Origin of the sequence: Actinoallomurus sp. CA-142502 (genome assembly GCF_050936355.1) — a bacterium.
GTDB lineage: Bacteria > Actinomycetota > Actinomycetes > Streptosporangiales > Streptosporangiaceae > Actinoallomurus > Actinoallomurus iriomotensis.
Genome location: NZ_JBNJMY010000001.1, coordinates 9,377,833 through 9,400,537, shown reverse-complemented (window position 1 = coordinate 9,400,537; position 22,705 = coordinate 9,377,833). Strand labels below are relative to the sequence as shown.

At 72.4% G+C, this 22,705-nt stretch carries 24 protein-coding genes; 17 read left to right on the top strand and 7 right to left on the bottom strand.

Translation table 11 applies throughout. From position 1 onward, the window contains the following. Position 1 precedes the first annotated feature (1 nt). The 4 genes from ACQEV1_RS43850 (at position 2) to ACQEV1_RS43835 (ending at position 4,942) form a co-directional block, all read left to right on the top strand. The gene (locus tag ACQEV1_RS43850; protein ID WP_433402893.1) at positions 2-1,546 is read left to right on the top strand and encodes an amino acid permease; all 1,545 of its coding nucleotides are present in this window, start codon (positions 2-4) and stop codon (positions 1,544-1,546) included. Then, positions 1,543-3,183: a choline dehydrogenase gene (gene betA, locus ACQEV1_RS43845; protein WP_433402890.1), complete on the top strand. Its 1,641-nt coding sequence runs from the start codon at positions 1,543-1,545 to the stop codon at positions 3,181-3,183. The genes ACQEV1_RS43850 and betA overlap by 4 nt, the downstream gene beginning before the upstream one ends. A 125-nt stretch (positions 3,184-3,308) precedes the next feature. Further along, positions 3,309-3,731: a spore-associated protein A gene (locus tag ACQEV1_RS43840; RefSeq protein WP_433402887.1), complete on the top strand. Its 423-nt coding sequence runs from the start codon at positions 3,309-3,311 to the stop codon at positions 3,729-3,731. A gap of 74 nt (positions 3,732-3,805) precedes the next feature. Then, on the top strand, positions 3,806-4,942 hold the full coding sequence (locus tag ACQEV1_RS43835; protein WP_433402884.1) for an FAD-dependent monooxygenase: 1,137 nt from the start codon (positions 3,806-3,808) through the stop codon (positions 4,940-4,942). On the opposite strand, the gene ACQEV1_RS43830 is transcribed toward ACQEV1_RS43835, so the two are convergent. Then, positions 4,939-6,393: a serine/threonine-protein kinase gene (locus ACQEV1_RS43830; protein ID WP_433402881.1), complete on the bottom strand. Its 1,455-nt coding sequence runs from the start codon at positions 6,391-6,393 to the stop codon at positions 4,939-4,941. The genes ACQEV1_RS43835 and ACQEV1_RS43830 overlap by 4 nt on opposite strands. 126 nt (positions 6,394-6,519) lie before the next feature. Here ACQEV1_RS43830 and ACQEV1_RS43825 point away from each other — a divergent pair, with 126 nt between their 5' ends. Next, the gene (locus ACQEV1_RS43825) at positions 6,520-6,858 is read left to right on the top strand and encodes a HEAT repeat domain-containing protein (RefSeq protein WP_433402878.1); all 339 of its coding nucleotides are present in this window, start codon (positions 6,520-6,522) and stop codon (positions 6,856-6,858) included. Between the two features lie 70 nt (positions 6,859-6,928). On the opposite strand, the gene ACQEV1_RS43820 is transcribed toward ACQEV1_RS43825, so the two are convergent. After that, on the bottom strand, positions 6,929-7,810 hold the full coding sequence (locus ACQEV1_RS43820) for an esterase/lipase family protein (protein WP_433402875.1): 882 nt from the start codon (positions 7,808-7,810) through the stop codon (positions 6,929-6,931). 233 nt (positions 7,811-8,043) lie between these two features. On the opposite strand from ACQEV1_RS43820, the gene ACQEV1_RS43815 reads away from it, so the two are divergent. The 6 genes from ACQEV1_RS43815 to ACQEV1_RS43790 all read left to right on the top strand — a co-directional run bounded on the left by ACQEV1_RS43815 (position 8,044) and on the right by ACQEV1_RS43790 (position 12,477). Next, positions 8,044-8,760, top strand: a complete 717-nt coding sequence (locus tag ACQEV1_RS43815; protein ID WP_433402872.1) for a maleylpyruvate isomerase family mycothiol-dependent enzyme — start codon at positions 8,044-8,046, stop codon at positions 8,758-8,760. Between the two features lie 10 nt (positions 8,761-8,770). Then, a complete protein-coding gene (locus tag ACQEV1_RS43810; RefSeq protein ID WP_433402869.1) occupies positions 8,771-9,853 on the top strand; it encodes a threonine aldolase family protein in 1,083 nt (360 codons plus the stop codon). Between the two features lie 27 nt (positions 9,854-9,880). After that, positions 9,881-10,204, top strand: a complete 324-nt coding sequence (locus ACQEV1_RS43805) for a YciI family protein (RefSeq protein ID WP_285627214.1) — start codon at positions 9,881-9,883, stop codon at positions 10,202-10,204. After that, a complete protein-coding gene (locus ACQEV1_RS43800; protein ID WP_433402867.1) occupies positions 10,201-11,439 on the top strand; it encodes an RNA polymerase sigma factor in 1,239 nt (412 codons plus the stop codon). The genes ACQEV1_RS43805 and ACQEV1_RS43800 overlap by 4 nt, the downstream gene beginning before the upstream one ends. 76 nt (positions 11,440-11,515) lie before the next feature. Beyond that, entirely contained in the window at positions 11,516-11,854 is a 339-nt protein-coding gene (locus tag ACQEV1_RS43795) for an MmcQ/YjbR family DNA-binding protein (protein ID WP_285583555.1), read from the top strand. Beyond that, positions 11,851-12,477 (top strand): maleylpyruvate isomerase family mycothiol-dependent enzyme, encoded by a 627-nt coding sequence (locus tag ACQEV1_RS43790; RefSeq protein ID WP_433402864.1) that lies wholly within the window; start codon positions 11,851-11,853, stop codon positions 12,475-12,477. Before ACQEV1_RS43795 ends, ACQEV1_RS43790 begins: the two co-directional genes overlap by 4 nt. A 183-nt stretch (positions 12,478-12,660) precedes the next feature. Here ACQEV1_RS43790 and ACQEV1_RS43785 read toward each other — a convergent pair whose 3' ends face one another. Next, a complete protein-coding gene (locus tag ACQEV1_RS43785) occupies positions 12,661-13,263 on the bottom strand; it encodes a TetR/AcrR family transcriptional regulator (RefSeq protein WP_285627223.1) in 603 nt (200 codons plus the stop codon). Positions 13,264-13,399: 136 nt separating this feature from the next. Here ACQEV1_RS43785 and ACQEV1_RS43780 point away from each other — a divergent pair, with 136 nt between their 5' ends. From ACQEV1_RS43780 to ACQEV1_RS43770, 3 genes are all read left to right on the top strand, one after another. Next, positions 13,400-14,335, top strand: a complete 936-nt coding sequence (locus tag ACQEV1_RS43780) for an SDR family NAD(P)-dependent oxidoreductase (RefSeq protein WP_433402861.1) — start codon at positions 13,400-13,402, stop codon at positions 14,333-14,335. Between the two features lie 21 nt (positions 14,336-14,356). Continuing rightward, a complete protein-coding gene (locus ACQEV1_RS43775) occupies positions 14,357-15,367 on the top strand; it encodes a DNA polymerase IV (RefSeq protein WP_433402858.1) in 1,011 nt (336 codons plus the stop codon). Positions 15,368-15,462: 95 nt separating this feature from the next. Then, positions 15,463-16,509, top strand: a complete 1,047-nt coding sequence (locus tag ACQEV1_RS43770; protein WP_433402855.1) for a magnesium transporter CorA family protein — start codon at positions 15,463-15,465, stop codon at positions 16,507-16,509. Here ACQEV1_RS43770 and ACQEV1_RS43765 read toward each other — a convergent pair whose 3' ends face one another. The 4 genes from ACQEV1_RS43765 to ACQEV1_RS43750 all read right to left on the bottom strand — a co-directional run bounded on the left by ACQEV1_RS43765 (position 16,510) and on the right by ACQEV1_RS43750 (position 20,769). Continuing rightward, a complete protein-coding gene (locus tag ACQEV1_RS43765) occupies positions 16,510-17,331 on the bottom strand; it encodes an FAD binding domain-containing protein (RefSeq protein ID WP_285627235.1) in 822 nt (273 codons plus the stop codon). Beyond that, complete coding sequence (locus tag ACQEV1_RS43760) at positions 17,328-17,801, bottom strand: (2Fe-2S)-binding protein (RefSeq protein ID WP_285627238.1); 474 nt, start codon at positions 17,799-17,801, stop codon at positions 17,328-17,330. Before ACQEV1_RS43760 ends, ACQEV1_RS43765 begins: the two co-directional genes overlap by 4 nt. Continuing rightward, on the bottom strand, positions 17,798-20,053 hold the full coding sequence (locus ACQEV1_RS43755) for a xanthine dehydrogenase family protein molybdopterin-binding subunit (RefSeq protein ID WP_285627241.1): 2,256 nt from the start codon (positions 20,051-20,053) through the stop codon (positions 17,798-17,800). The genes ACQEV1_RS43760 and ACQEV1_RS43755 overlap by 4 nt, the downstream gene beginning before the upstream one ends. Before the next feature lie 86 nt (positions 20,054-20,139). Beyond that, a complete protein-coding gene (locus ACQEV1_RS43750) occupies positions 20,140-20,769 on the bottom strand; it encodes a TetR/AcrR family transcriptional regulator (protein ID WP_285627243.1) in 630 nt (209 codons plus the stop codon). 106 nt (positions 20,770-20,875) lie between these two features. Here ACQEV1_RS43750 and ACQEV1_RS43745 point away from each other — a divergent pair, with 106 nt between their 5' ends. From ACQEV1_RS43745 to ACQEV1_RS43735, 3 genes are read left to right on the top strand one after another with little or no spacing between them, the layout of a single operon-like run. After that, on the top strand, positions 20,876-21,898 hold the full coding sequence (locus ACQEV1_RS43745) for an aldo/keto reductase (RefSeq protein WP_433402851.1): 1,023 nt from the start codon (positions 20,876-20,878) through the stop codon (positions 21,896-21,898). Positions 21,899-21,948: 50 nt separating this feature from the next. Beyond that, positions 21,949-22,263, top strand: coding sequence for a hypothetical protein (locus ACQEV1_RS43740; RefSeq protein ID WP_433402848.1), 315 nt, complete (start codon positions 21,949-21,951; stop codon positions 22,261-22,263). Then, positions 22,253-22,705 (top strand): acyl-CoA thioesterase, encoded by a 453-nt coding sequence (locus ACQEV1_RS43735; RefSeq protein WP_433402846.1) that lies wholly within the window; start codon positions 22,253-22,255, stop codon positions 22,703-22,705. Before ACQEV1_RS43740 ends, ACQEV1_RS43735 begins: the two co-directional genes overlap by 11 nt.

Here is a 22,705-nt window from a genome sequence, read left to right as displayed (position 1 = left end):
CATGGCAGTCCATGGCGATTCACTCCCCGTGAACGCGGGGCGCGACGACACCGACAGCGCCGACCTCGCCGGGTTCGGCTACAAGCAGCAGCTGGAACGTTCCCTCGGATCGTTCTCCAGCTTCGCCTCCGGGTTCAGCTACATCTCGATCATGACCGGGGTGTTCCAGCTCTTCTTCTTCGGCTTCGGATCGGGCGGCCCGGCGTTCATCTGGACCTGGCCGCTGGTCTTCCTGGGCCAGCTGGCGGTGGCGTTCTGCTTCGCCGAGATGGCCGGCCAGTACCCGCTCGCCGGATCGGTCTACCAGTGGTCCAAACAGATCGCGCGGCCGGTGACCTCGTGGTTCGCCGGCTGGATCATGGTCATCGGAGCGGTGGTCACCGCCGCCGCCGTGGCCGTGGCGTACCAGATCATCCTGCCGCAGGTCTGGTCGGGCTTTCAGATCGTCGGCGGCGCCGCGGACATCGGCGCGACCTCGACGCCGGGAGGCGCGAAGAACGCCATCGTGCTCGCCCTGGGCCTCGTCGTCTTCACCACGGTCATCAACATCGTCGGCGTCCGGGTGATGGCCAAGATCAACAACTTCGGCGTCGCGGTCGAGCTCGGCGGCATCATCCTGCTGATCCTCGCGCTGGCGGTGCACATCAAGCGCGGCCCGCAGGTGGTGCTCCAGACCAGCGGCTCGGGCGCGGGGCACTCGGCCGGATACCTCGGCGCGTTCCTGGTGGCCTCGCTGATGAGCGCGTACGTCTTCTACGGCTTCGACACCGCCGGGTCGCTGGCGGAGGAGACCGTCGAGCCGCGGCGGCACGCGCCCCGCGCGATCATCCGCGCCATCACCGCGGCCTTCGTCGTCGGCGGCCTGCTGATGCTCGTCGGCATGATGGCCGTGGGCGACATCCACGCCAAGGAGCTCGGCGTCTCCGGCATGCCCTACCTGCTGAAGTCCACCCTGGGCAACACGCTCGGCGACGTCTTCCTCATCTGTTCGGCCATCGCGATCACGGTCTGCTGCCTCGCCGTGCAGACCGCCGCCATCCGCATGATCTTCGCGATGGCCCGCGACGGGCGGCTGCCCTTCGGCGCGTCCTTCTCGCGGGTCTCGCCGCGTTCGAAGACGCCGGTCGTGCCCGCCCTGATCACCGGCATGCTCACCATCGTCGTGCTGCTGATCAACATCGGCAACCAGCGTGCGTTCTTCGTGCTCACCTCGACCGCGATCATCCTCTTCTACATCCCGTACCTGATGGTGACCGGGCCGATGCTGCTCCGGCGGCTGCGCGGAGCGTGGCCGGGCCCCGACCACGGGCCGTACTTCCGGATGGGCCGGTTCGGCCTCGCCGTCAACGCCTTCGCCGTCCTGTACGGCATCGCCATGATCGTCAACCTGTTCTGGCCGCGCGGCGCGGTCTACGGCACCGACCACTGGTACTACCAGTGGGGCGCGCTGCTCACCAGCGTGCTGATCGTCGTCGTGGGCGGCGTGATGCTGGCGATACGTCGCCGGGCGTGGACGAGGCCGGACGACGCCGAGGTGGTGTCGTGAGCCGCGAGCGGTACGACTACGTCATCGTCGGGGGCGGGTCGGCCGGCAGCGCGCTGGCCAACCGGCTGTCCGCGGACGCCGGGAACACCGTCCTGGTGCTGGAGGCCGGCCGTCCGGACTACCGCTGGGACGTGTTCATCCACATGCCGGCCGCGCTGACCTTCCCCATCGGCAGCCGGTTCTACGACTGGCGCTATGAGTCCGAGCCCGAGCCGTACATGCACGGACGGCGGATCTACCACGCCCGGGGCAAGGTCCTCGGCGGATCCAGCAGCATCAACGGGATGATCTTCCAGCACGGCAACCCGATGGACTACGAGCGGTGGGCCGCCGACGAGGGCATGGAGGACTGGGACTTCGCCCACTGCCTGCCCTACTTCAAGCGCATGGAGAACTGCCTGGCCGGCGACGAGAAGTGGCACGGCCACGAGGGCCCGCTGGTGCTGGAGCGTGGGCCGGCGGCCAACCCGCTGTTCGAGGCGTTCTTCGCCGCCGCGGAGCAGGCCGGCTACCCGCGTACGGACGACGTCAACGGCTACCGGCAGGAGGGCTTCGCCCCGTTCGACCGCAACGTCCACCGGGGCCGGCGGCTGTCGGCCGCCCGCGCCTACCTGCACCCGGTGAAGAACCGGCCCAACCTCACCGTACGGACCCGTGCGCACGTCACGAAGATCCTTTTCGCGGGCGAGCGCGCGGTGGGCGTACGGTACGGCCACGGCCGTGAGGCGTACGGCGGGGAGATCATCCTGTGCGGCGGGTCCATCAACACCCCGCAGCTGCTCCAGCTCTCCGGCGTCGGGGATGCCGCCGAGCTGCGCGCCCTGGGCGTCGACGTGGTGGCGGACCTGCCCGGCGTCGGGGAGAACCTCCAGGACCACCTCGAGGTCTACGTCCAGTACGCCTGCAAGCGGCCGGTCTCGGTACAGCCCGCGCTGGCGAAGTGGCGGCGGCCGCTCATCGGCGCGCAGTGGCTGTTCCTGCGGTCCGGGCCGGGCGCGACCAACCACTTCGAGGGCGGCGGCTTCGTGCGGAGCAACGATGAGGTGGCCTACCCGAACCTGATGTTCCACTTCCTGCCGATCGCGATCCGCTACGACGGCTCGGTGCCGGCCGGCGGCCACGGGTACCAGGTCCACGTCGGCCCGATGTACGCCGACACACGCGGGTCGGTGAAGATCCGCTCCACCGACCCGGCGGAACATCCGGCACTGCGCTTCAACTACCTGTCCACGGAGAACGACCGGCGCGAATGGGTGGAGGCGATCAACGTCGCACGCGACATCCTGAACCAGCCGGCCCTGGATGAGTTCAACGGCGGCGAGATCTCGCCCGGTCCGCGGGTGGGAAGCGACGAGGAGATCCTCGACTGGGTCGCACGGGACGCCGAGACCGCCCTGCATCCCTCGTGCACCGCCAAGATGGGCACCGACCCGATGTCCGTCGTCGACCCGGGCAGCATGCGGGTCCACGGCCTGGACGGACTACGGGTGGTGGACGCGTCGGTCATGCCGTACATCACCAACGGCAACATCTACGCGCCGGTGATGATGGTGGCGGAGAAGGCCGCCGACCTGATCCTGGGAGACACACCGCTGAAGCCGGACGACGCGGAGTTCTACCGCGCCCCAGGGGGCTGAGAGCCCGGAATGAAGCGGCGGCGAGGGTCTTCTTCCACCTGTCCTCCGTCCTGATGTCACAGCCGGCCGGGCTGTCTCGTCTCAGGCAGCGAAGGTAGACGCTCATTTCTCCCGAAGGGACCCGAGTGAAGATCACAAAGCGCTCCGCGGCCGCGCTCGCGCTCGCCGCCGCGGCAGCGGTGACCGGATCGGTCGCCACGAGCACCCCGGCGTCGGCGGCGTCCTCTCCGATCGCGGCATGTAACGCGGACGGCACTTCGTACCACGAGATCGACTCACACGATCTCGGCCCGGCCGTCGTCTACCTGATGTACAACGGCACCAAGAACTGCGTCGTCACGTGGAAGGACAGCCCGAACGGCAACTGGGTCGATGCCCAGGTCGAGATCTACGGTACCGACGATTACGATTTCGACGGCGATTACTACAGCACTTACGCGGGCCCGGTGAGGGTCACGGCCCCAGGAAAATGCATCGATTGGGAAGGTACCGAGATCATCGCGGGGCACCAGTACTACTGGGACTCAGGAAAATCTCACTGCGGCTGATCGCGTCCTTGCACGAGAGGACCGGCGCGGGTCCCTGCGAGACTGGCCGCAGGACGCGGTGTGAAGGGGGATCGGTGCGGATTCTGGTGATCGGTGGCGGTGTCGGCGGGCTCTCGGCGGCACTCGCGCTGCACAAGATCGGGGCCGAGGTGACGGTGTACGAGGCGCACCCGACCAGCGGCGACGACCTCGGCGCGTTCCTGACGCTCGCCACCAACGGGATGATCGCGCTGGCCCAGGTCGACGCCGCGCGCCGGGTGGCGGACGCGGGCTTTCCGCTCACCTCGATGCGGGTGACCGGCGCCGACGGCGCCGCGCTCGCCACCGTGCCGCTGGGCCGCCACGACGAACCGCTCGCCCGCTACCGCTGCCTGCGGCGCGCCGAGCTGTGCGCGGCGCTGCGGGCCGAGGTGCTCCACCGAGGCATCCCCGTACGGCACGGCCGGCGGCTCGTCTCGGTGACCGAGGGGCCGGACGAGGTCGTGGCGCGCTTCGCGGACGGCGACGGCGCGGCCGGTGACCTCCTCGTCGCCGCCGACGGGCTGGGCTCCGCCGCGCGCGCGGCGGTCGATCCGGACTGCGGCCCGCCGCGCTACGCCGGACAGCGCGTCTTCTACGGCTACACCACCACCGCGTACGGGGAGCCCGAGCGGATCGAGATGATCCGCGGCAGTGCCGTCGCGTTCGGGCACGCCGTCTCTCCCGCCGGGGAGACCTACTGGTTCGCCCGGGTCGCCGGGGCCGCGCTGACGGCCGGGGAACTCACCGGCGGCACTCCGGATGCGTGGCGCGAGCACCTGCTGCCGCTGCTGCGGCCCGACGCCACCCCGGCCGCGGACATCGTCGCCGCCACCGGCGACCGGCTGATGGCCGTCAACGCCTGTGACCTGCCCCCGGGCGGGCGCTGGCGCACCACGCGGACGCTGCTCATCGGCGACGCCGCGCACGCCGCCTCCCCGGCGACCGGGCAGGGCGCCTCCATGGCGATGGAGGACGCGATCGTGCTGGCCAAGGCGCTGCGCGACGCACCGTCCACGGACGCGGCCCTGGAGACGTACGAACGGCTGCGGCGTCCCCGCGTGGAGCTCAACACCGCCACCAGCGCCCGGCTGACGGCGGGCCGCGCACCCGCCCGGCGGCCCGGCACGGGGCCCGCGGGGATCCCCGACGAAGAGGTCGTCCGGCGTCTCGACTGGTCCGTCCCGCTCTAACGCCGGGAGAGCAGGGCGAGGGCCGTGAGGACCACCGCGGCGGCCAGCGCGGCGTACACGCCTGGAGACAGGGAAATGTCCAGGGCGTAGCCCATCTTGTGCAGGTCGTCCACGGAGAGCAGGCCGAAGTTCGGGTGCTTGCTCAACAGGTCCTGCCGCCGGACGACGAACCCCGCGATCGAGACGATCGTCACCCCGCCGGGGACGGCCGCCCAGACGGCCGACAGGCGCGGCGAGAATTCATCAATGATCGCCAGGTTGACGGCGATCACCGCCATGACCAGGATGAGCACCCCCCAGAGCGTCCGCAGCCCGCTGACGCCGACGACGTCGATCGGTACGGATGTTCCGATCAGCCGCCGGCCGACGTGCGCCCAGGGCAGCAGCGTCGTCACGCCGAGGACGACGGCGGCGACGCCCATCGCGCGTGTCAGGGCCCGGTGACTCCTCGGTGTCCCGCCGCGTACGGCCACCGGCTGCCCGGGCCCGTACGCCTGCCCGGCCGGCCCGTACGCCCGTTGAGTTGGACCGTACGCCGGCGAGGACGGATCGCCGGGCGGCCAGGGGCGCGTGGCGTTTCGCGGGCCCGGCGGCGACGCCGATATCCGGGCACCCTCGGTGAGCAGGGTCTTTGGGGTCACGGCGGATTCGGCCCCGCCGAGCAGCCGGAGCAGGATCTGCCGGGCGCTCGGCCGCCGGTCCGGCTCCTTCGCCAGGCACGCGGCGACGATCTCACGCAGGGGCGTGGCCAGCCGGCCCAGGTCGGGTTCCTCGTGCAGGATCCGGTGCATCACCGCAGGGATGGAGTCCTGCCCGAAGAGCGTCACGCCGCTCGCCGCGAAGGCCATCGCGCAGCCCCAGGCGAAGATGTCCGCGGCCGGTCCGATGGCGCCGCCGGCGATCTGTTCGGGTGCCATGTACGCGGGCGTGCCCACCACGGCGCTCGACAGGGTGCCGGTGGCGTCGAGCGCGCGTGCGATGCCGAAGTCGATGACGCGGGGACCGCCGGGGCCCATGATGACGTTGCCGGGCTTGAAGTCACGGTGCACGACACCGGCCTCGTGGATCGCGGCGAGCGCCGTGACCGTCGCAATGGCGATCCGCTCCAGCGCCGATCCCTCGGGCGGCGGCCCGCTGGCGATGACGTCGGACAGCGTGGGTCCCTCGACGAACTCGCTGACGATGTAGGGACGGTCGCCGTCCAGGTCCGCGTCGAGGACCCGGGCCGTGCAGAACGGTGCCACGCGCCGGGCGTGGGCGAGTTCGGCCGCGAACCGGGCACGGGCTTTGGCGTCCCCGCTGAACCGGGCGTGCAGCAGCTTGATCGCCACCGGCTCGCCGCGCGGAGCCTCGCCGCGGTAGACCGCGCCCTGGCCGCCCTCCCCGAGGAGCCCGACCAGCCGGTAGTCGCCGATCTTCTGGGGGTCTCCGGTGCGCAGGGCCTGCGGCATTGATCCTCCAACGACGGATGCGACGAAGGTGACAGTACCGGGGGAGACCGGAGCAAATGTCGTATCCGGCGTTTAGCATTCGACGCGTCCGTATTCCGTATTCGTTGTGGACGCGAGGACGACCTGATGACCAACCGGCGCTTCGCGCAGGCGCTCGAGTCGATGCGGAGCCCGGACGCGCGGCTCCGGACGCACGGCTTCGACTTCCTGCGTGAGCACGCGGACGCGTACGTGGACGAGCTCATCGCCGAGTTCGGCCGAGAAGGGGATGACGAGCTGCGCTGCTGGCTCCTTGAGCTGATCTCCGAGGCGCGGTCGCCGCGCGCCCTGCGCGTGCTGACCGGTGAGCTGGAGAGCGACGACGACTCGGTGCGGTTCTGGGCGATCCGCGGGCTGGAGATGCTCGACACCCCGGGGGCGCACGAAGCGCTCGAGCAGGCGCGGGAGGGCGGCTGGATCGCCTGAGCGTGGTGCACGGAGGCCGGGGATCCGTCGATGGGATCCCCGGCCTCCGCCTGGCGGGGCCGGTGGTGGTTCAGCCGTGTGACAGACAGGTGGTCCGCGAGGCGTGCGCCGGGTCCAGGGCGTTCTCGGTCTCGTGCAGCGCGACCGGGTCGAAGGCGATCGCGACGTGCTCGGAGATGTCGGCGGCGCACAGGTCCTGCAGCGTCACGTTGTGCACGCCGCTGCCGCTGAGGAACTGGGTGGAGTACGGCGTGACGACCTCGTCGTACCGGCTCGCGATCACGGTGTAGCTCACGCCGGGGACGGTGTCGCCGCCGGAGTTCAGCCGGCTGAGCAGGTCCGATCCGGCGAACTGGTCGACGCAGGCGGGGCAGGCGGAGTTCAGGACGTCGGTCGCGCCCGGGAACTGCGTGGCCAGCGCCGCGAGTCCGTCGAGCGTGGTGCCGTGGTTGGAGGGCGCCAGGCCGACGAGCGTGTGCACCTTGGCCGCGCCGCCGAGGAACTTCAGGTAGTAGCGCGGCATCATGCCGCCCTGCGAGTGCCCGACGATGTCGACCTGGGACGCCCCGGTCGCGGCGAGGACGCCGTCGACGAACGTGGACAGCTGCGCGGCGGAGCCGGCCACCGGCCCGATGGCCCGCAGCACCGGGACGCCGGCCTGCGCGCCGTACGTCAGGGCGAAGACGCAGTAGCCCCGCGCCGCGAGGGCGGGAGCGGCGGCGACCCAGTTCACGGTGCCGTCGGCGAACGTGCCGTGGACCAGGACGACCGGACGCGGGTGTGCGGCGCTCGGGTGGCACGACCAGTCGTTCGCGCCGGGCACGCCGGGTGCGGCGAGGGCCTTGGCGGCGTCGACGGGGTCGGTGGCCTGGGCGGCGGAGGCGAGCAGCGTCGTGCCCAGCAGGGCGGTGACGGCGACGAGCAGGGACCGGAGTGCGCGGCGGGGCAGCACGGATCCTCCCGGGGGCGAGGGGGAGCAGGGGACGGCGTGCCGGAGGGGTGTGAAGCAGGTCACATGGAGGTTACTGACCAGTAAATTAACTGAGTCAGAGATGCTTGACCAGTCGGTAACAAGTAACGGTTGAGTAACGGACGTACGCCGCCGTCCGGTGGGCCGAGGTGGTGGGCTGTCGGTGCCCTGCGGGACGATGCTTCGGTCCGGTGGGCCCGGCGGGAGGAGAGCCGATGGAGGATGTACGCGCGACACTGGCGGAGGTCGAGGCCGCGAGTAAGCGGCTGACGGCGACCGCGGCGGAGCTGACCGACGACGACCTGCGTGCCCCGTCGCGGCTGCCAGGCTGGACCCGCGGGCACGTGCTCGCGCATCTCGCCCGTAACGCCGACTCGTGCTGGAACCTGCTCGAATGGGCCCGGACGGGGGCGATGATCCGGCAGTACCCGGACGACCGGGTCCGCGAGGCCGGCGTCGAGGCCAACTCCGGCCGCCCCGCGACCGAGCTGCGCGCCGAACTCCGCCTCGCGGTCGAGCGGTTCGCCCTCCAGGCCGCCACGCTGCCCGAGGCCGCGTGGCGGTCCACGGTCGCGGCCCGTTCCGGCTGGACGCATCCGGCCTGGTACGTCCTGCACCGCCGCTGGCGTGAGGTCGAGGCGCACCACGTCGACCTGGACTTCGGCTACACCCACACCGACTGGTCGCCGGCGTACGTGCGGTGGGAACTGGGCGAGACGCTCGCGGCGATCCGGCTCGACGGCGGCCTGGCCGCCGGCCGCGTCCGCGCCACCGACCTCGACGTGGACGTACGCCTCGGCGACGGCCCGGAGATCAGCGCGCCGGGCCACGAGCTGCTGGCCTGGCTCACCGGTCGCGGCGGTGCCTCCGCCGCGCGGTGGCCCGCCCCGCCGACCTGGCCGGGGGCCCCCGCCCGCTGGCGCGAGTCCTGAGGCGGCCGGGGTGACCGCGACGACTCCGGAGATCCGGCGGTCGCTGTTCCTGCACGCGCCGATCCGCCGGCGGCCCCGCGTCGTGCTCGAAGGCCTGCTCGCCCTGGTGGACGCCGACACGCCGCCCGACGGGCCCGACGGCCCGATGGCGGTGCTGGAACGCCGCCTCGCCGCGCTGCTGGGCAAGGAGGCCGCGCTGTTCTTCCCGAGCGGCACGATGGCGCAGCAGGTCGCGCTGCGGGTGCATGCCGAGCGGAGCGGGCGCCGTGGGTTCGCCGCGCACCCGCACTGCCACCTCGACCAGTGGGAGAGGCAGGGCTACAACGCCGTGCACGGCCTCTGGTACCACCGCGCCGGGGACCCGAACACCTTGATGACCGCCGCCGACCTCGCGGCGATCGGCGAGCCGCTCGCCGCGGTGCTCTGGGAGCTGCCGCAGCGCGACCTCGGCGGCCTGCTCCCCGAGTGGGACGACCTCGCCGAGCAGGTCACGGTCGCCAGGGCCGGCGGCGCGGCGGCTCACCTGGACGGCGCCCGCCTGTGGGAGGCCCAGACCTACTACCGTCGCCCGTTCGAGGAGATCGCCGGCCTGTTCGACACGGTGTACGTCTCTCTCTACAAGAGCCTTCAGGGCACCCGAGGCGCGGTCCTGGCCGCGGACGCGGCCACGATCGCCGCCGCGGACGTGTGGCGCACCCGCCTCGGCGGCTCGATTCCCGACGCGTGGCCGCTCGCGCTGACCGCCCTCGCGGGCCTCGACACCATCCCGCCGCGCATGCCGGTCTTCCGCGAGCACGCGCTCGCCATCGCCGCGGCGGTCAACGCCGACGGTGCCGCCCGCACGTGCCCGGAGCCGCCGCAGACGCCCCTCTTCCACATCCACCTGCCGGCGCCGAAGGACGCGGTCGAGCGGGCCGGGGCCGCGCTGCTCGCCGAGACGGGCGTGCAGCTGTTCCCCCGCGTGCGCTCACTCCCGGACCCGCGCCGGTGCGCGTTCGAGATCAGCGTCGGCGAGAACGCCATGGAGTTCACCCCCGACGAGGTCGTCGGCCTGGTTCACGAGCTGCTCGACCGCGCCGTAGCGAGCGGATGAGCCGCAGCGCGGCATGAGGAGGATCCGGTGAAGTACCTGTTGTTGATCTGCGGTGACGAGTCCGCCGCCGAGCACGCCGACGACGGCTGCGGCGGCTGGAGCGAGGAGATGCTGCGCCGGGGGGTCGTACGCGACGGGGCCGGGCTGCGGCCGCCGTCCGAGGCCAAGACCGTACGCGTGCGCGACGACACCGTGCTGCTGTCCGACGGGCCGTTCGCCGAGACGAAGGAGCAGATCGGCGGGTTCTGCCTGATCGACTGCGCCGACCTGGACGAGGCGCTGGAGATCGCCGCCCGGCATCCGGCCGCGGCCTACGGCACCATCGAGGTCCGGCCCGTCCGGCAGCCGTGACGACCGAGGTCGAGGCCGCCGTCGACCGGGCCTTCCGCGACGAGTGGGGCCGGGTCGTCGCGACCCTGATCCGGGTCACCGGCGACTGGGACCTCGCCGAAGAGTGCGCGCAGGACGCCTTCGCGCAAGCCCTGCGGCACTGGCCGCGCGACGGGATCCCGCGCCGGCCCGGCGCGTGGCTGACCACGGCCGCGCGCAACCGCGCCGTCGACCGGCTGCGCCGCGAGGCGATCGGCGCCGCCAAGCTGCGAGAGGTCGCCGCCCTGTCCCCGGCCGAACCCGGCGAGGACGCCGACGACGGCGGCGTGCCCGACGACCGGCTGCGCCTGATGTTCACCTGCTGTCATCCCGCGCTGGCGCCCGAGGCGCGCGTCGCGCTCACCCTGCGCACCCTCGCCGGACTGACGACCGCCGAGATCGCCCGCGCGTTCCTCGTCGGCGAGGCGACGATGGCCAAGCGGCTCGTACGCGCCCGGCGGAAGATCCGCCACGCCGGCATCCCGTACCGGGTGCCTCCCGCACACCTGCTGCCCGAACGCCTCCACGCCGTCCTGGCCGTGCTGTACCTGCTGTTCAACGAGGGTTACTCCGCGACGGCCGGCGCCGACCTGACGCGTCCCGACCTCGGCGCCGAGGCGATCCGGCTGGCCCGCGTCCTGGCCACGCTGATGCCGGACGAGCCGGAGGCCGCTGGCCTGCTCGCCCTCATGCTGCTGCACGACGCCCGCCGCGCCGCCCGGCTCGACGCCGCCGGCGACCTGGTGACCCTGGAGGACCAGGACCGCCGCCGGTGGGACGCCGCCGGGATCGAGGAGGGCGTGGCCCTGCTCGACGGCGCGCTCGGGCGCGGGGCGCCGGGCCGCTACCAGGTACAGGCCGCCATCGCCGCCTGCCACGCCACCGCCGCCGGCCCGGCCGACACCGACTGGCCCCAGATCGCCGCCCTGTACGGGCGGCTCGCCCGGTTCGTGCCCACCCCGGTGGTGGAGCTGAACCGCGCGGTGGCGGTCGGCATGGCCCACGGGCCGGAAGCGGGACTGGCGCTGGTGGACCGGCTCGACGAGTCCGGCGCCCTGGCCGGTTACCACCTGCTGCCCGCGACCCGCGCCGACCTGCTCCGCCGGCTCGGCCGTACACACGAGGCCGCGGCGGCCTACCGCGCGGCGCTGGAACTGACCACCACCGACACCGAGCGGCGCTACCTCGGCCGCCGGCTCACCGAGATTCTGGCCTGAGGGTGTCCTCCCGCGTCCGGGCCGTTCGTCGGTGGGGTGAACCGGAAGACCATGACGACGAACGGAGGAGACGGCAATGGCCGACCTCGACGATCTGCGCCGCCTGGCGCTCGCCCTCCCCGAGACGGAGGAGGGGACCCACTTTCGGCTGGTGGACTTCAAGGTGCGCCGCAAGGGCTTCGCCGGAATGCTGCCGAACGGCCACGCGGGCCTGTCCGTGCCGGCCGAGCAGGTGCCTGCACTGGTCGCCGAACACCCGGTGCTCACCGAGCTACGGCGCTTCGACAAGGTCATCGGTGTCGAGCTGGACCTGGGCGAGGCGGACGTGGACCTGCTCGGCCGGCTGGTCGAACTCGCCTGGCGTACCCGCGCCCCCAAGCGCGTGGTGGCGGCGTGGGAGGCCGGGAACCGATGAGCGAGATCCGGGAGCAGATCGCGGAGGAGCGCCGTGAGCTGGCCGCCGTGCTCGCGGGCCTCCCCGCCGACGCGTGGGACGCCGACTCCCTGTGCGCGGGCTGGCGGGTGCGCGAGGTCGTGGCGCACATGACGATGGCGTTCCGCTACTCGGCCCCGAAGGTGATCTTCGGGCTCGTACGCGCGAGGGGCGGCTTCGACCGGATGCTGGACCGCGCCGCCCGCCGCGACACGGCCGCGCTGTCGGCCGGAGAGCTGACCGCCGTGCTGCGGGACAACGCCGAACACCCGTGGAAGCCACCGCGCGGCGGGTACGGGGCGGCACTCACCCATGACGTCGTCCACGGGCTGGACGTCACGGTGCCGCTGGGCCTCGACCGGAAGGTCCCGGAGGAGCGCCTGCGCCTCGTCCTGGACGGCCTGGCGAGCGAAAGGGGCCTGAAGTGGTTCGGCGTCGACCTGAACGGCGTCGAACTGCGCGCGGACGACATCGACTGGTCGTACGGGTCGGGCGAACCGGTCACCGGCGCCGCACAGGACCTGGCGGTGCTCCTGTGCGGACGGCGCCTGCCCCCGGACCGCCTGACGGGCGCACCCGCCGCGCGCTTCACCCGCCAGGGCTGACGCGCTACAGGAGCTGGTCGCGCACCTTGTGCGGGCGGCGGCCGCCGGCGCGCCGGCCATGCCAGGGCTGGCGCGGTACGTGCCGGAGCCGGTCCAGGGCTTGGTCGTGCTCTTGTGCGGGCGGCGGCCGTCCCGGGCCGCCTGGCGCGCCGGCCGTGTGCCTCGCCCGTCAGGGGTGAGGCGCTACGTGCCGGGTTCGGCGGCCGTGCCCCGCGCGCCGTAGCGGAGGCCGTCCATCAGCAGGTCGAGTATCCGGCCGGCCTGCTCGCGCTGAGTGGGCTCGGCGGCCATCAGGGAGACGCCGCCGAGACTCGCCACGAGGTCGGCCGCGTCGACGTCGGGCCGTACCCGGCCGGCGTCGACGCCGGCGCGCGTCAGCGTCGTGACGGCCTCCGTCAGGCGGGCCTTGCTCTCGGAGAACGGGTTGCCGCCGGAGGCGATGACGGCGCGCAGGGCGTCGGCCATGCCGCGCTTGGTGGTCATGTAGTCGACGAAGCGGTCCATCCAGGTGCGCAGCGCCTCGTCGGGAGGCAGGCTCTCCAGCAGCTCCGACGTGGCGTCGCACAGGCGCGCGAGCTCCTTGCGATAGGTGGCCTCCACGAGAGCCTCGCGGGTGGGGAAGTGCCGGTACAGCGTGCCGATGCCGACGCCGGCGTCCTTGGCGATCGCGTCGAGGGTGACCTCCGCCCCGCCGGCCTGGGAGAAGGCGCGGGCGGCGGCGTCGAGGAGACGATCGCGGTTGCGTTGGGCGTCGGCGCGCAGCGGTCGGGGGCCGGTGGGTGGCACGGCTCCTCCTCGGGTGGCGCGAGACTTGTAAATGGAGGATCCTCCGCTTAAAGTGGCAGTCATTCGGAGGTTCCTCCGGTTCACATCCTACCGGCCGGACCTGCGCACCGCAGGACCCCGGGGAGACGGAAAAATCATGGCAACACGTATCACCACGCCCTTCGGCTTCGCCTCCACGGCCGCCGAGGTGCTGGACGGCGTGGACCTCACCGGACGCCGCGCCATCGTCACCGGCGGCGCGTCCGGCATCGGCGTGGAGACCGCGCGGGCACTGGCCGGCGCGGGCGCGGAGGTCACGATCGCGGTCCGGAGGCGCGAGGCCGGAGAGCGCACCGCCGAGGACATCATCGCGACCACCGGCAACAAGCAGGTCCTGGTCGCCGACCTCGACCTCGCCGACCAGGCCTCCGTGCGGCGCTTCACCGCCGACTGGGAGGGCCCGCTGCACATCCTCGTGAACAACGCCGGCGTCATGGCCGCGCCGGAGACCCGCACGCCGGAGGGCTGGGAGCTGCAGTTCGCCACCAACCATCTCGGCCACTTCATCCTGGCCACCGGCCTGCACGAAGCGCTCGCCGCCGCCGGGGGCGCGCGGGTCGTGTCCGTCAGCTCCAGCGCGCACCTGCGGTCCGCGGTCGTGTTCGACGACATCCACTTCCGCGAGCGCCCGTACGAGCCCTGGTCCGCGTACGGCCAGTCCAAGACGGCCAACGTCCTGTTCGCGGTGGAGGCGACCCGGCGCTGGGCCGGGGACGGCATCGCCGTCAACTCCCTGATGCCGGGCGGGATCCGCACCAACCTGCAGCGTCACGTCACCGACGAGGAGCTCGACCGGCTTCGCGCGGCGGTGGGCGGCGGCGGCCCGAAGTGGAAGACCCCCGAGCAGGGCGCCGCGACGTCCGTCCTGGTCGCGGCCTCTCCGCTGCTCGACGGGGTGAGCGGGCGCTACTTCGAGGACTGCGATGAGGCCGAGCCCCACCGGCCCGGCACCCGTTCCGGCGTCGCGGCCCACGCCCTGGACCCCGAGGCGGCCGAGCGCCTGTGGCAGGTCAGTGTCGACACTCTCGGGTGAAGATGGAGTGTGGCCCCGTGGGTGTTGCACGTCGACCTCGACCAGTTCCTGGTCGCGGTGGAGGTGCTGCGCCGCCCGGAGCTGCGCGGCCTCCCGGTCGTCGTCGGCGGCGACGGCGACCCGGCCAAGCGCGGCGTGGTCAGCACGGCCTCCTATGAGGCGCGGGAGTTCGGCGTGCACTCCGGGCTGCCCCTCCGTACGACCGCGCGGCGGTGTCCCGGCGCGGTGTTCCTGCCGGTCGACCGGCCCGTGTACGAGGCGGCGTCCGCCGAGGTGATGGCGGTCCTGCGGGCGTACGACGCGGTCGTCGAGGTGCTCGGCTGGGACGAGGCGTTCCTGGCCGTCGACACCGGCGACCCGGAGGCCGACGCTCGCGAGATCCGCCGCCGCGTCCACGCGGCGACCGGCCTCGACTGCAGCGTCGGGATCGGGGAGAACAAGCTCCAGGCCAAGGTCGCCACCGGCTTCGGCAAGCCCGGCGGGATCTTCCGGCTGACCGGCGCCACGTGGCTCGACGTGCTCGGCGACCGGCCGGCCGACGCGCTGTGGGGGATCGGGCGCAAGACCGCCCGGCGGCTCGCCGCGCTGGGCATCGGCACCGTACGGGGGCTCGCCGAGACCGAGCCGGACGCGCTGGCCGCCCGGTTCGGCCCGGCGACCGGTCCGTGGCTGGTCCGGATCGCGCGGGGCGAGCACTCCTCGCCGGTGAGCGCCGCGCCGCACGTCCCGCGCTCGCGCGGCCGGGAGACCACCTACCAGCGCGATCTCGACGACTGGACCGAGGTGCGCGCGGAGGTGGCACGGCTCGCGCGGCGCGTCGCCGAGGAGGTCGCCGCCGACGGGCGCCGGGCCGTCCGGGTCGTGGTGAAAGTGCGGTACGCGCCGTTCACGACCCGGACGCACGGCCGGACGCCGGCCATGCCGACCGCCGAGACGGACGCGGTCGAGCGGGCCGCGCTCGCCGCCCTCGACGCCTTCACCCCGGACCGGCCGGTGCGCCTGCTCGGCGTACGAGCCGAACTGGAGCGGTGAACCGGACGCCACACCGACCCGTCCTACTGCACACCGGAACATGCTTGGCATGATCGGACACGGGGCACGGCGGGGGTCGAAGGAGCGTGAGGCGGATGCGTGTTCGCCTGGTCACCGCGGACGGGGTCGAGGATCGCCGCGCCGAGGAGCTGCCGGCGCTGGTGCACGGCGAGGAGGGGCTGGTCTGGGTCGACATCCCGGCATGCGACGAGGACGCCGCCCACGCGCTGTCGGAGGTGTTCGGGTTCCACCCGCTGGCGGTGCGTGAGTGCGTCGAGCGCAACCGGGTGCCGAAGATGCACGCCTATCCCGACCACGTCTTCGTCGTCCTGCACACGCCCAAGCGCGGCGAGCGCGGCCACGTGCACTACGTCGAGCTCGACCAGTTCGTCGGCCGGAACTATCTGGTCACCGTGCACGGCCCGGTCAACCCGGCGGTGCCCCCGGAGGCGGCCCTGCGGGAGACCGGCACCGTGCTGCGGCGGATACGGGCGGGCCGCCTGCGCCCGTCCTCCTCGTGGGAGCTGTCGCACGCGATCGTCTCGGCCATGATCCGCACCCAGGAGGAGTTCGTCGAGACCGTCACCAAGGACGTCTGGCGGCTCGAACAGCGGGTCACGGGCGGGCAGGTCGGCGACCCCGAGGAGTTCCTCAACGAGCTGTTCCGCGCCCGCCACGGCCTGCTCGCCGTACGGACCATGGGCGCGCTCGGCGCCGCGACGTACGGCCGGATGCAGGCCCTCACCGGGATCTCACCGGCCGGGCGCCCGCTGGTGGCCGACGCGGCCGACCGGCTCGCCCGCGTGCGCGACCTGGCCGAGGGCGAGCAGGAGTACCTCCACGGCGTGATCGAGTTCTACCGGACCGTGCTCACCATCAAGTCGACGCTCATCGGCCAGGCGCAGAACGAGGAGGTCAAGCGCCTGACCGAGGCCAGCTTCGCGCAGAACGAGGACCTCAAGAAGATCTCCGCCTGGGCGGCGATCTTTTTCGCCCCCACGTTCGTCGGCACGGTGTACGGGATGAACTTCGAGCACATGCCGGAGCGGCACTGGGTGGCGGGCTATCCGTTCGCCCTCGCCCTGATGCTGCTCGGCTCGATCGTGGCGTACGTGCTGTTCAAGCGCCGCGACTGGCTCTGATCAGCCCGCCCGTCCGGCCGCCTCCTCCAGGCCGCGGCGGACCAGTACGCGGGCCAGGTGCTTGCGGTACTCCGGGCTCGCGTTGCGGTCGGCGAACGGCGAGGTGCCCTCGGCCGCCCGGGCCGCCGCGTCCGTGATCGAGGCGCCGTCGGCCAGCGCCCGCTCCGTCGCGGTCGCCCGCAGCGGCGTCGAGCCCATGTTGACCAGCCCGACCGACGACCCCTGGACCGCGACCGCCACGATGGCCCAGTCGATGGCCCGGCTCGTCAGCTTCTGGAACGACCAGCCCGGCGACGCGGGACGGGGCAGGCGGATCTCGGTGAGCAGCTCGTCGGGCTCCAGAACCGTCTCGAACGGCCCCAGGAAGAACTCGCTCGACGGGATCTCCCGTACGCCCGACGGGCCGGACACGACCAGCGTGCCGTCCAGCGCCAGGACGACGGCCGGCACGTCCGAGGCGGACTCACCGTGCGCGATCGAGCCGCCGATGGTGCCGCGGTGCCGTACCTGCGGGTCGCCGACCTTGCCCGAGGCGTGCGCGAGCAGCGGCAGCTCCGCCGCGAGCAGCTCGGAGTGCTCCAGGTCGTGGTACCGGGTGAGCGCGCCGACCGCGATGTGGTCGGCCTCGCCGCGGATGTAGGACAGCTCGTGGACGCGGCCGATGTCGATGAGGAACTCCGGCTGCGCGAGGCGCAGCTTCATCAGCGGCAGCAGCGAGTGCCCGCCCGCGAGGATCTTGGCCTCGTCGCCGTACTCGGCGAGGAGGCTCACCGCCTCTTCCGCCGAGCCCGCGCGCCGGTAGGCGAACTTCGGGGGGATCATCGCGCACCCTCCGCGCTCTCGGCGGCCGACATGATCGCCTGGACGATGTTGTGGTAGCCGGTGCACCGGCACAGGTTGCCCTTGAGGGCGGCCCGTACCTCCTCCTCGGTCGGGTGCGGGTTCTCGCGCAGCAGCGACGTCGCGGCCATCACCATGCCGGGGGTGCAGAATCCGCACTGGAGGGCGTGGTGCTCCCGGAAGGCGCTCTGCATCGGGTCGAGCTCGCCGTTCTCGCCGGCCAGGCCTTCGAGGGTCTGTACCTCGTCGCCGTCGACCTGCGCCGCGAGCACGGTGCACGACTTGACCGACTCGCCGTTGACGAGCACGGTGCACGCCCCGCAGGTGCTGGTGTCGCAGCCGACGTTGGTCGCGGTGAGGCCGACCACGTCCCGCAGGTGGTGGACCAGCAGCGTGCGGTCCTCCACCTCGTGGCTGGTCTTCTCGCCGTTGACAGTGATCGTCACGTTCACTGGGCGGTCCTCGCTTCGTTGATCGCGGTCCAGACGCGTTCGGGTGAGGCGGGCATGTCGATGTGCCGTACCCCGAGGTGGCCGAGCGCGTCCACGACGGCGCTCTGTACGGCGGGGGTGGAGCCGATGGTCCCGGCCTCGCCGATGCCCTTCACGCCCAGCGGGTTCACCGACGTGGGCGTCTCCATCGGCACCAGCTCGAAGCTCGGCAGCTCGGCGGCGCTGATGAAGGTGTAGTCCAGCAGGGTGGCGGTCACCGGGTTGCCGTACTCGTCGTAGGAGACCTCCTCGAACAGGGCCTGCGCGGCGCCCTGGGCGATGCCCCCGTGGCGCTGGCCCTCGGCGAGGATCGGGTTGACCACCGGCCCGGCGTCGTCGACGGACACGTGCCGTACGAGCCGTGGCCGGCCGGTCTCCATGTCGACCTCGACGACCGCGACGTGCGCGCCGAACGGGAAGGTCGACTGGTCCGTGGCGAACGTCGTGTCGGCGGACAGCCCCTCCGGCCCGGCGCGCTCGGCGAGCTGCGCCCAGGGCACGCCCCGGCCCGGCACGCCGCGTACCGTCCACGTGCCGCTCTCCAGGTCCAGCACGAGGTCGGCCGGGTCGGCCTCCATCTCCTCGGCGGCCAGCTCGCGCGCCCGCTCCTTGATCTCCACGGCCGCGTTCCGTACGGCGGTGCCGCCGATCTGCAGGGACCGGGAGCCGAAGGTGCCGACGCCTTCGGTCAGCACGTCCGTGTCGCCGTGCCGTACGGTGATGCGGTCCATCGGGATGCCGAGCTCGTCCTGGACGAGCATCGCCCACGCGGTCGCGTGGCCCTGCCCGTGCGGCGAGCTGCCGGTCCAGACGGTGACCGTGCCGTCGGGGTGCACCGAGACCCGGGCGGTCTCGCCGGCGTCCGGGCCGCCTCCGGTGATCTCCACGTAGGCCGAGACGCCGATGCCGAGCTGGATCGGGTCGTCGCGCTCGCGGCGCCGCCGCTGCTCGGCGCGCAGCTCGTCGTAGCCCGCGGCCTCCAGCACGGTGTCCAGCGCCTTGGCGTACTCGCCGGTGTCGTAGGTCGCCCCGGTCGGCGTAGTGAACGGGAACTTGTCGGGCGCGACGAAGTTGCGGCGGCGTACCTCGGCGGCGTCCATGCCGATCTCGGCGGCGAACAGGTCCATCGCCCGCTCGATCGCGGCGGTCGCCTCCGGGCGGCCGGCCCCGCGGTACGCGCCGATCGGCGTCGTGTTGGTCACGACGCTGCGGAAGGCCGTCTCGACGCGCGGCAGGTCGTACACGCCGCTGGCCATGAGCATCGTCAGGTGCGGCAGCATGCCGCCCATGCGGACGTACCCGCCGCAGTCCTGGACGATGTCGAGCCGGTAGGCCTGGACGCGGCCGTCGCGGCTGCCGCCGATCGTGATGGTGTGGAGCTGGGCGCGGCCCTGCGACATGGCCATGAGGTTCTCGTTGCGCGTCTCGACCCAGCGGACCGGCCGGCCGGTGCGGCGCGCGGCCCAGCCGACCACGACCGTCTCCCGGTCGGCGCCGATCTTGGCGCCGAAGCCGCCGCCGACATCAGGGGCGATCACGCGGACCGCCTTCTTGTCGAGGCCGAGCTTCCCGGTCAGCTCGTCCCTGACCCCGTGCACGTTCTGCGTGCTGGACCAGAGCGTCAGCCGGTCGTCGGCCCAGCGGGCGGCGGCCGCGCGGACCTCCAGCGGAGCCGCGGCCACGCGCTGGTTGACGATGGTGCGCTCGACGACGACCTCACAGTCGGCGAAGGCCTCGTCGTCGAACTCCTTGGCGCCTCCCCGGCTGAGGACGTTCGTGCCCTTGTCGGGGAAGAGCAGGGTCTCGTCGGTGAGCGCCTGCTGGACGCCGACGACGGCGGGCAGCTCGTCGTAGTCGACGCTGACCAGCTCGGCGGCGTCCTCACCCTGGTAGTGCTCTTCGGTGAGGACGATCGCGACCGGCTCGCCGACGAAGCGCACGACGTCCTTGGCGAGCAGCGGCTCCCGGCCGGGCGGCGACTCCGGGATGTCGTCGAGGTCGTCCGCGGTCAGCACGGCGACCACGCCGGGTTCGTCGAGTGCCGCGGAGACGTCGATGCCGGTGATCCGCGCGTGGGCCATCGGACTGCGCACGAAGGTCGCGTACGCGGCGCCCTGGAGTTCGGGCAGCCGGAGATCTTCGAGATACTGCGCGCCGGTGGTGAGCAGGCGCGGATCCTCGGTTCGCACGACGCGGGTGCCGACAATGCTCATAACCCCTCCGAGGTCAAGGGCAGGATTGACCACATCCTATGAATCGCGACATCGGGCACGAAAACGGGTGTGGTACGTCCTAACGATCATTCCACTGGCCGGGGCGGCGCGGCCACCGTTCCACGCCGTTCGGCGGTTCGGCGCAGTCCGTCGACGAGGACGGCGACCATGCGCTGGTTGTAGTCGAGCCCCTCGCCGCGTACCGGCTGGCACAGGAGGGCGACGGCGTGCAGGAGGTCCTTCGCGCTGACGTCGGCGCGGACCTCGCCGGTCGCGGCCGCCGCGTCGAGCAGCGCCCCGAGGACGGGTTCGAGCCGCCGCATGAAGTAGCCGGGCAGGGCGTCGAACGCCGGATCGCCCGAGTGCAGGGCCGACGCGAGCCCTCGTTTGGTTCCGACGAACTCGGTGTACCGGTGGAGCCACTTCATGAGTGCCGTGCCCGGCTCGTGCGCGGCGCTCAGCGCCGGGCCCGCCTCGGCGCAGACGTCGATCCCGCGCTGGAGCACGGCCGCGACCAGGTCCGAGCGCTGCGGAAAGTGGCGGTACAGCGTGCCGACGCCGACGCCGGCCAGATCGGTGATCTCCTTCGCGGGGGCGTCCACTCCCGAGGTGGCGAACACGGTCTTCGCCGCTTCGAGCAGGGAGTCGACGTTGCGCTGCGCGTCGGCGCGCAGCCGGCGCGGCGTGCGTCCGGCCGACGGGGTGTTCTCGGTCACCACACTCCTCTGGTTGCATAACCGGAAAGCCTTTCCGTATAGTTCCGGAAGAGCTTTCCACTTAGGTCGAGGATAGGGCATCGGCCGTCATCTCAGGAGTGATCGCATGCAGTACCGCACCCTCGGCCGGACCGGGATCAAGGTCAGTCCGTACGCGCTCGGCACACTGATGTTCGCCACGTCCGTCGGCAACCCCGATCCCGACGACTCGGCCCGCGTCATCCACAAGGCGCTGGACGCGGGGATCAACTTCATCGACACCGCCGACGCCTACGGCGACTCCGAGGAGGTCGTGGGCAAGGCGCTCAAGGGGCGCCGGGACAACGTCGTCCTCGCGACCAAGGTGAGCCGCCCGATGGGCGACGATCCCAATCGGCAGGGCGCCTCACGGCGCTGGATCATGAAGGCGGTCGAGGACTCGCTGCGCCGCCTCCAGACCGACCACATCGACCTGTACCAGATCCACCGGCCGGACCCCGCGACCGACGTCGAGGAGACGCTGTCGGCGCTCTCCGACCTGATCCACAGCGGAAAGGTCCGCGCGATCGGGACGTCCGGAATACCGGCATCGGACCTGGTCGAGGCGCAGTGGGTCGCCGAGCGGCGCGGACTGGAACGGTTCCACACCGAACAACCGCCGTACTCGATTCTCAGCCGCGGCATCGAGCGCGAGGTGTTGCCGACCGTGCGGCGCCACGGGATGGGCGTGCTGGTGTGGGGGCCGCTCGGGCAGGGAATGCTGACCGGCCGCGTCCGCAGGGGCCGGCCGAACGACCTGCGCCGCGCGGGCCTGGTCAAGCACCTGAACGACGAGCGCCGCATCGACGTCGCCGAGCGGCTCGCCTCCCTCGCCGACGAGGCGGGCATGCGCCTGACCCACCTGGCGACGGCGTTCGCCATCGCGCACCCCGACGTGACCAGCGCGATCATCGGACCGCGCACGATGGACCACCTCGACGACCTTCTCGGCGGCCTCGACGTCGCCCTCACCGACGAGATCCTCGACCGGATCGACGAGATCGTCCCGCCCGGCACCGATGTCGGCACGCTCGACCAGGCCTACCTGCCCCCCGCCCTGCGGGATTCGGCCCTCCGTCGCCGGCCGGTCAGTGCGCGCAGCGCCGCTTAGCCTCCTTCATCGCTATGGCGATCGCTATCGATCGCTTATGCTATTCGGCCATGGAGTCGACTCAGGTCGCCGCCGCGCTGCGGCAGATCAGCAAGGGTCTGACCGCGCTGGCGGACGCGCTCGACGGCGGCACGGGGGAGCGGTCCGAAGAGGAGCGCCACCGTGACCTCATGGTCGCCTGGGGCCGGCGTGGTCTGACCCGCGCCGAGGCCAGCGACCTCTTCCGCCGGCACGGCTTCTCCCCCCAGGCGGCCGGGGGCTGGGTCCGCGGCGACTGGCTGGAGGTCCGCGACGACGGGCTCCGCTACCTGACCACCCGATCGGTGCGGTGGCTCGCCGAACAGGAGCCCGGCCATGAGCTCTGACCCCTTCTCCGTACGCCTCGACGTGCGGCTCTACGACCTCGACGCGCAGTTGCACGTGAACGGCGCGGTCTACCACCAGTACGCCGACCACGCACGGTTCGCCTGCGTCCAGGCGGCCGGGGTCTCGGTGGACGAACTGATCGCCGACGGCATGGGCCCGGTCAACCTCGAAACCGTCATCCACTACCGGGCCGAGCTGCGCGGCGGCGACACGGTCGACGTCTCCTGCGCCTGGGCCTGGCGGCCGGGCCGGACGTACGAGGTGCGGCACGTCCTGCGCCGGATCGACGGGACGGTCGCCGCGGAGCTGAAGCACGTGAGCGGCCTGCTCGACCTGCGGACGCGACGCCTTGTCCGGGACCCGGCCGCGGAGTGGCGCCGGCGCGCCGTACGCCCGGAGTTGCTGGGCTTCGCCGTCCCGAGTGATGGTTATTCTGTGTAG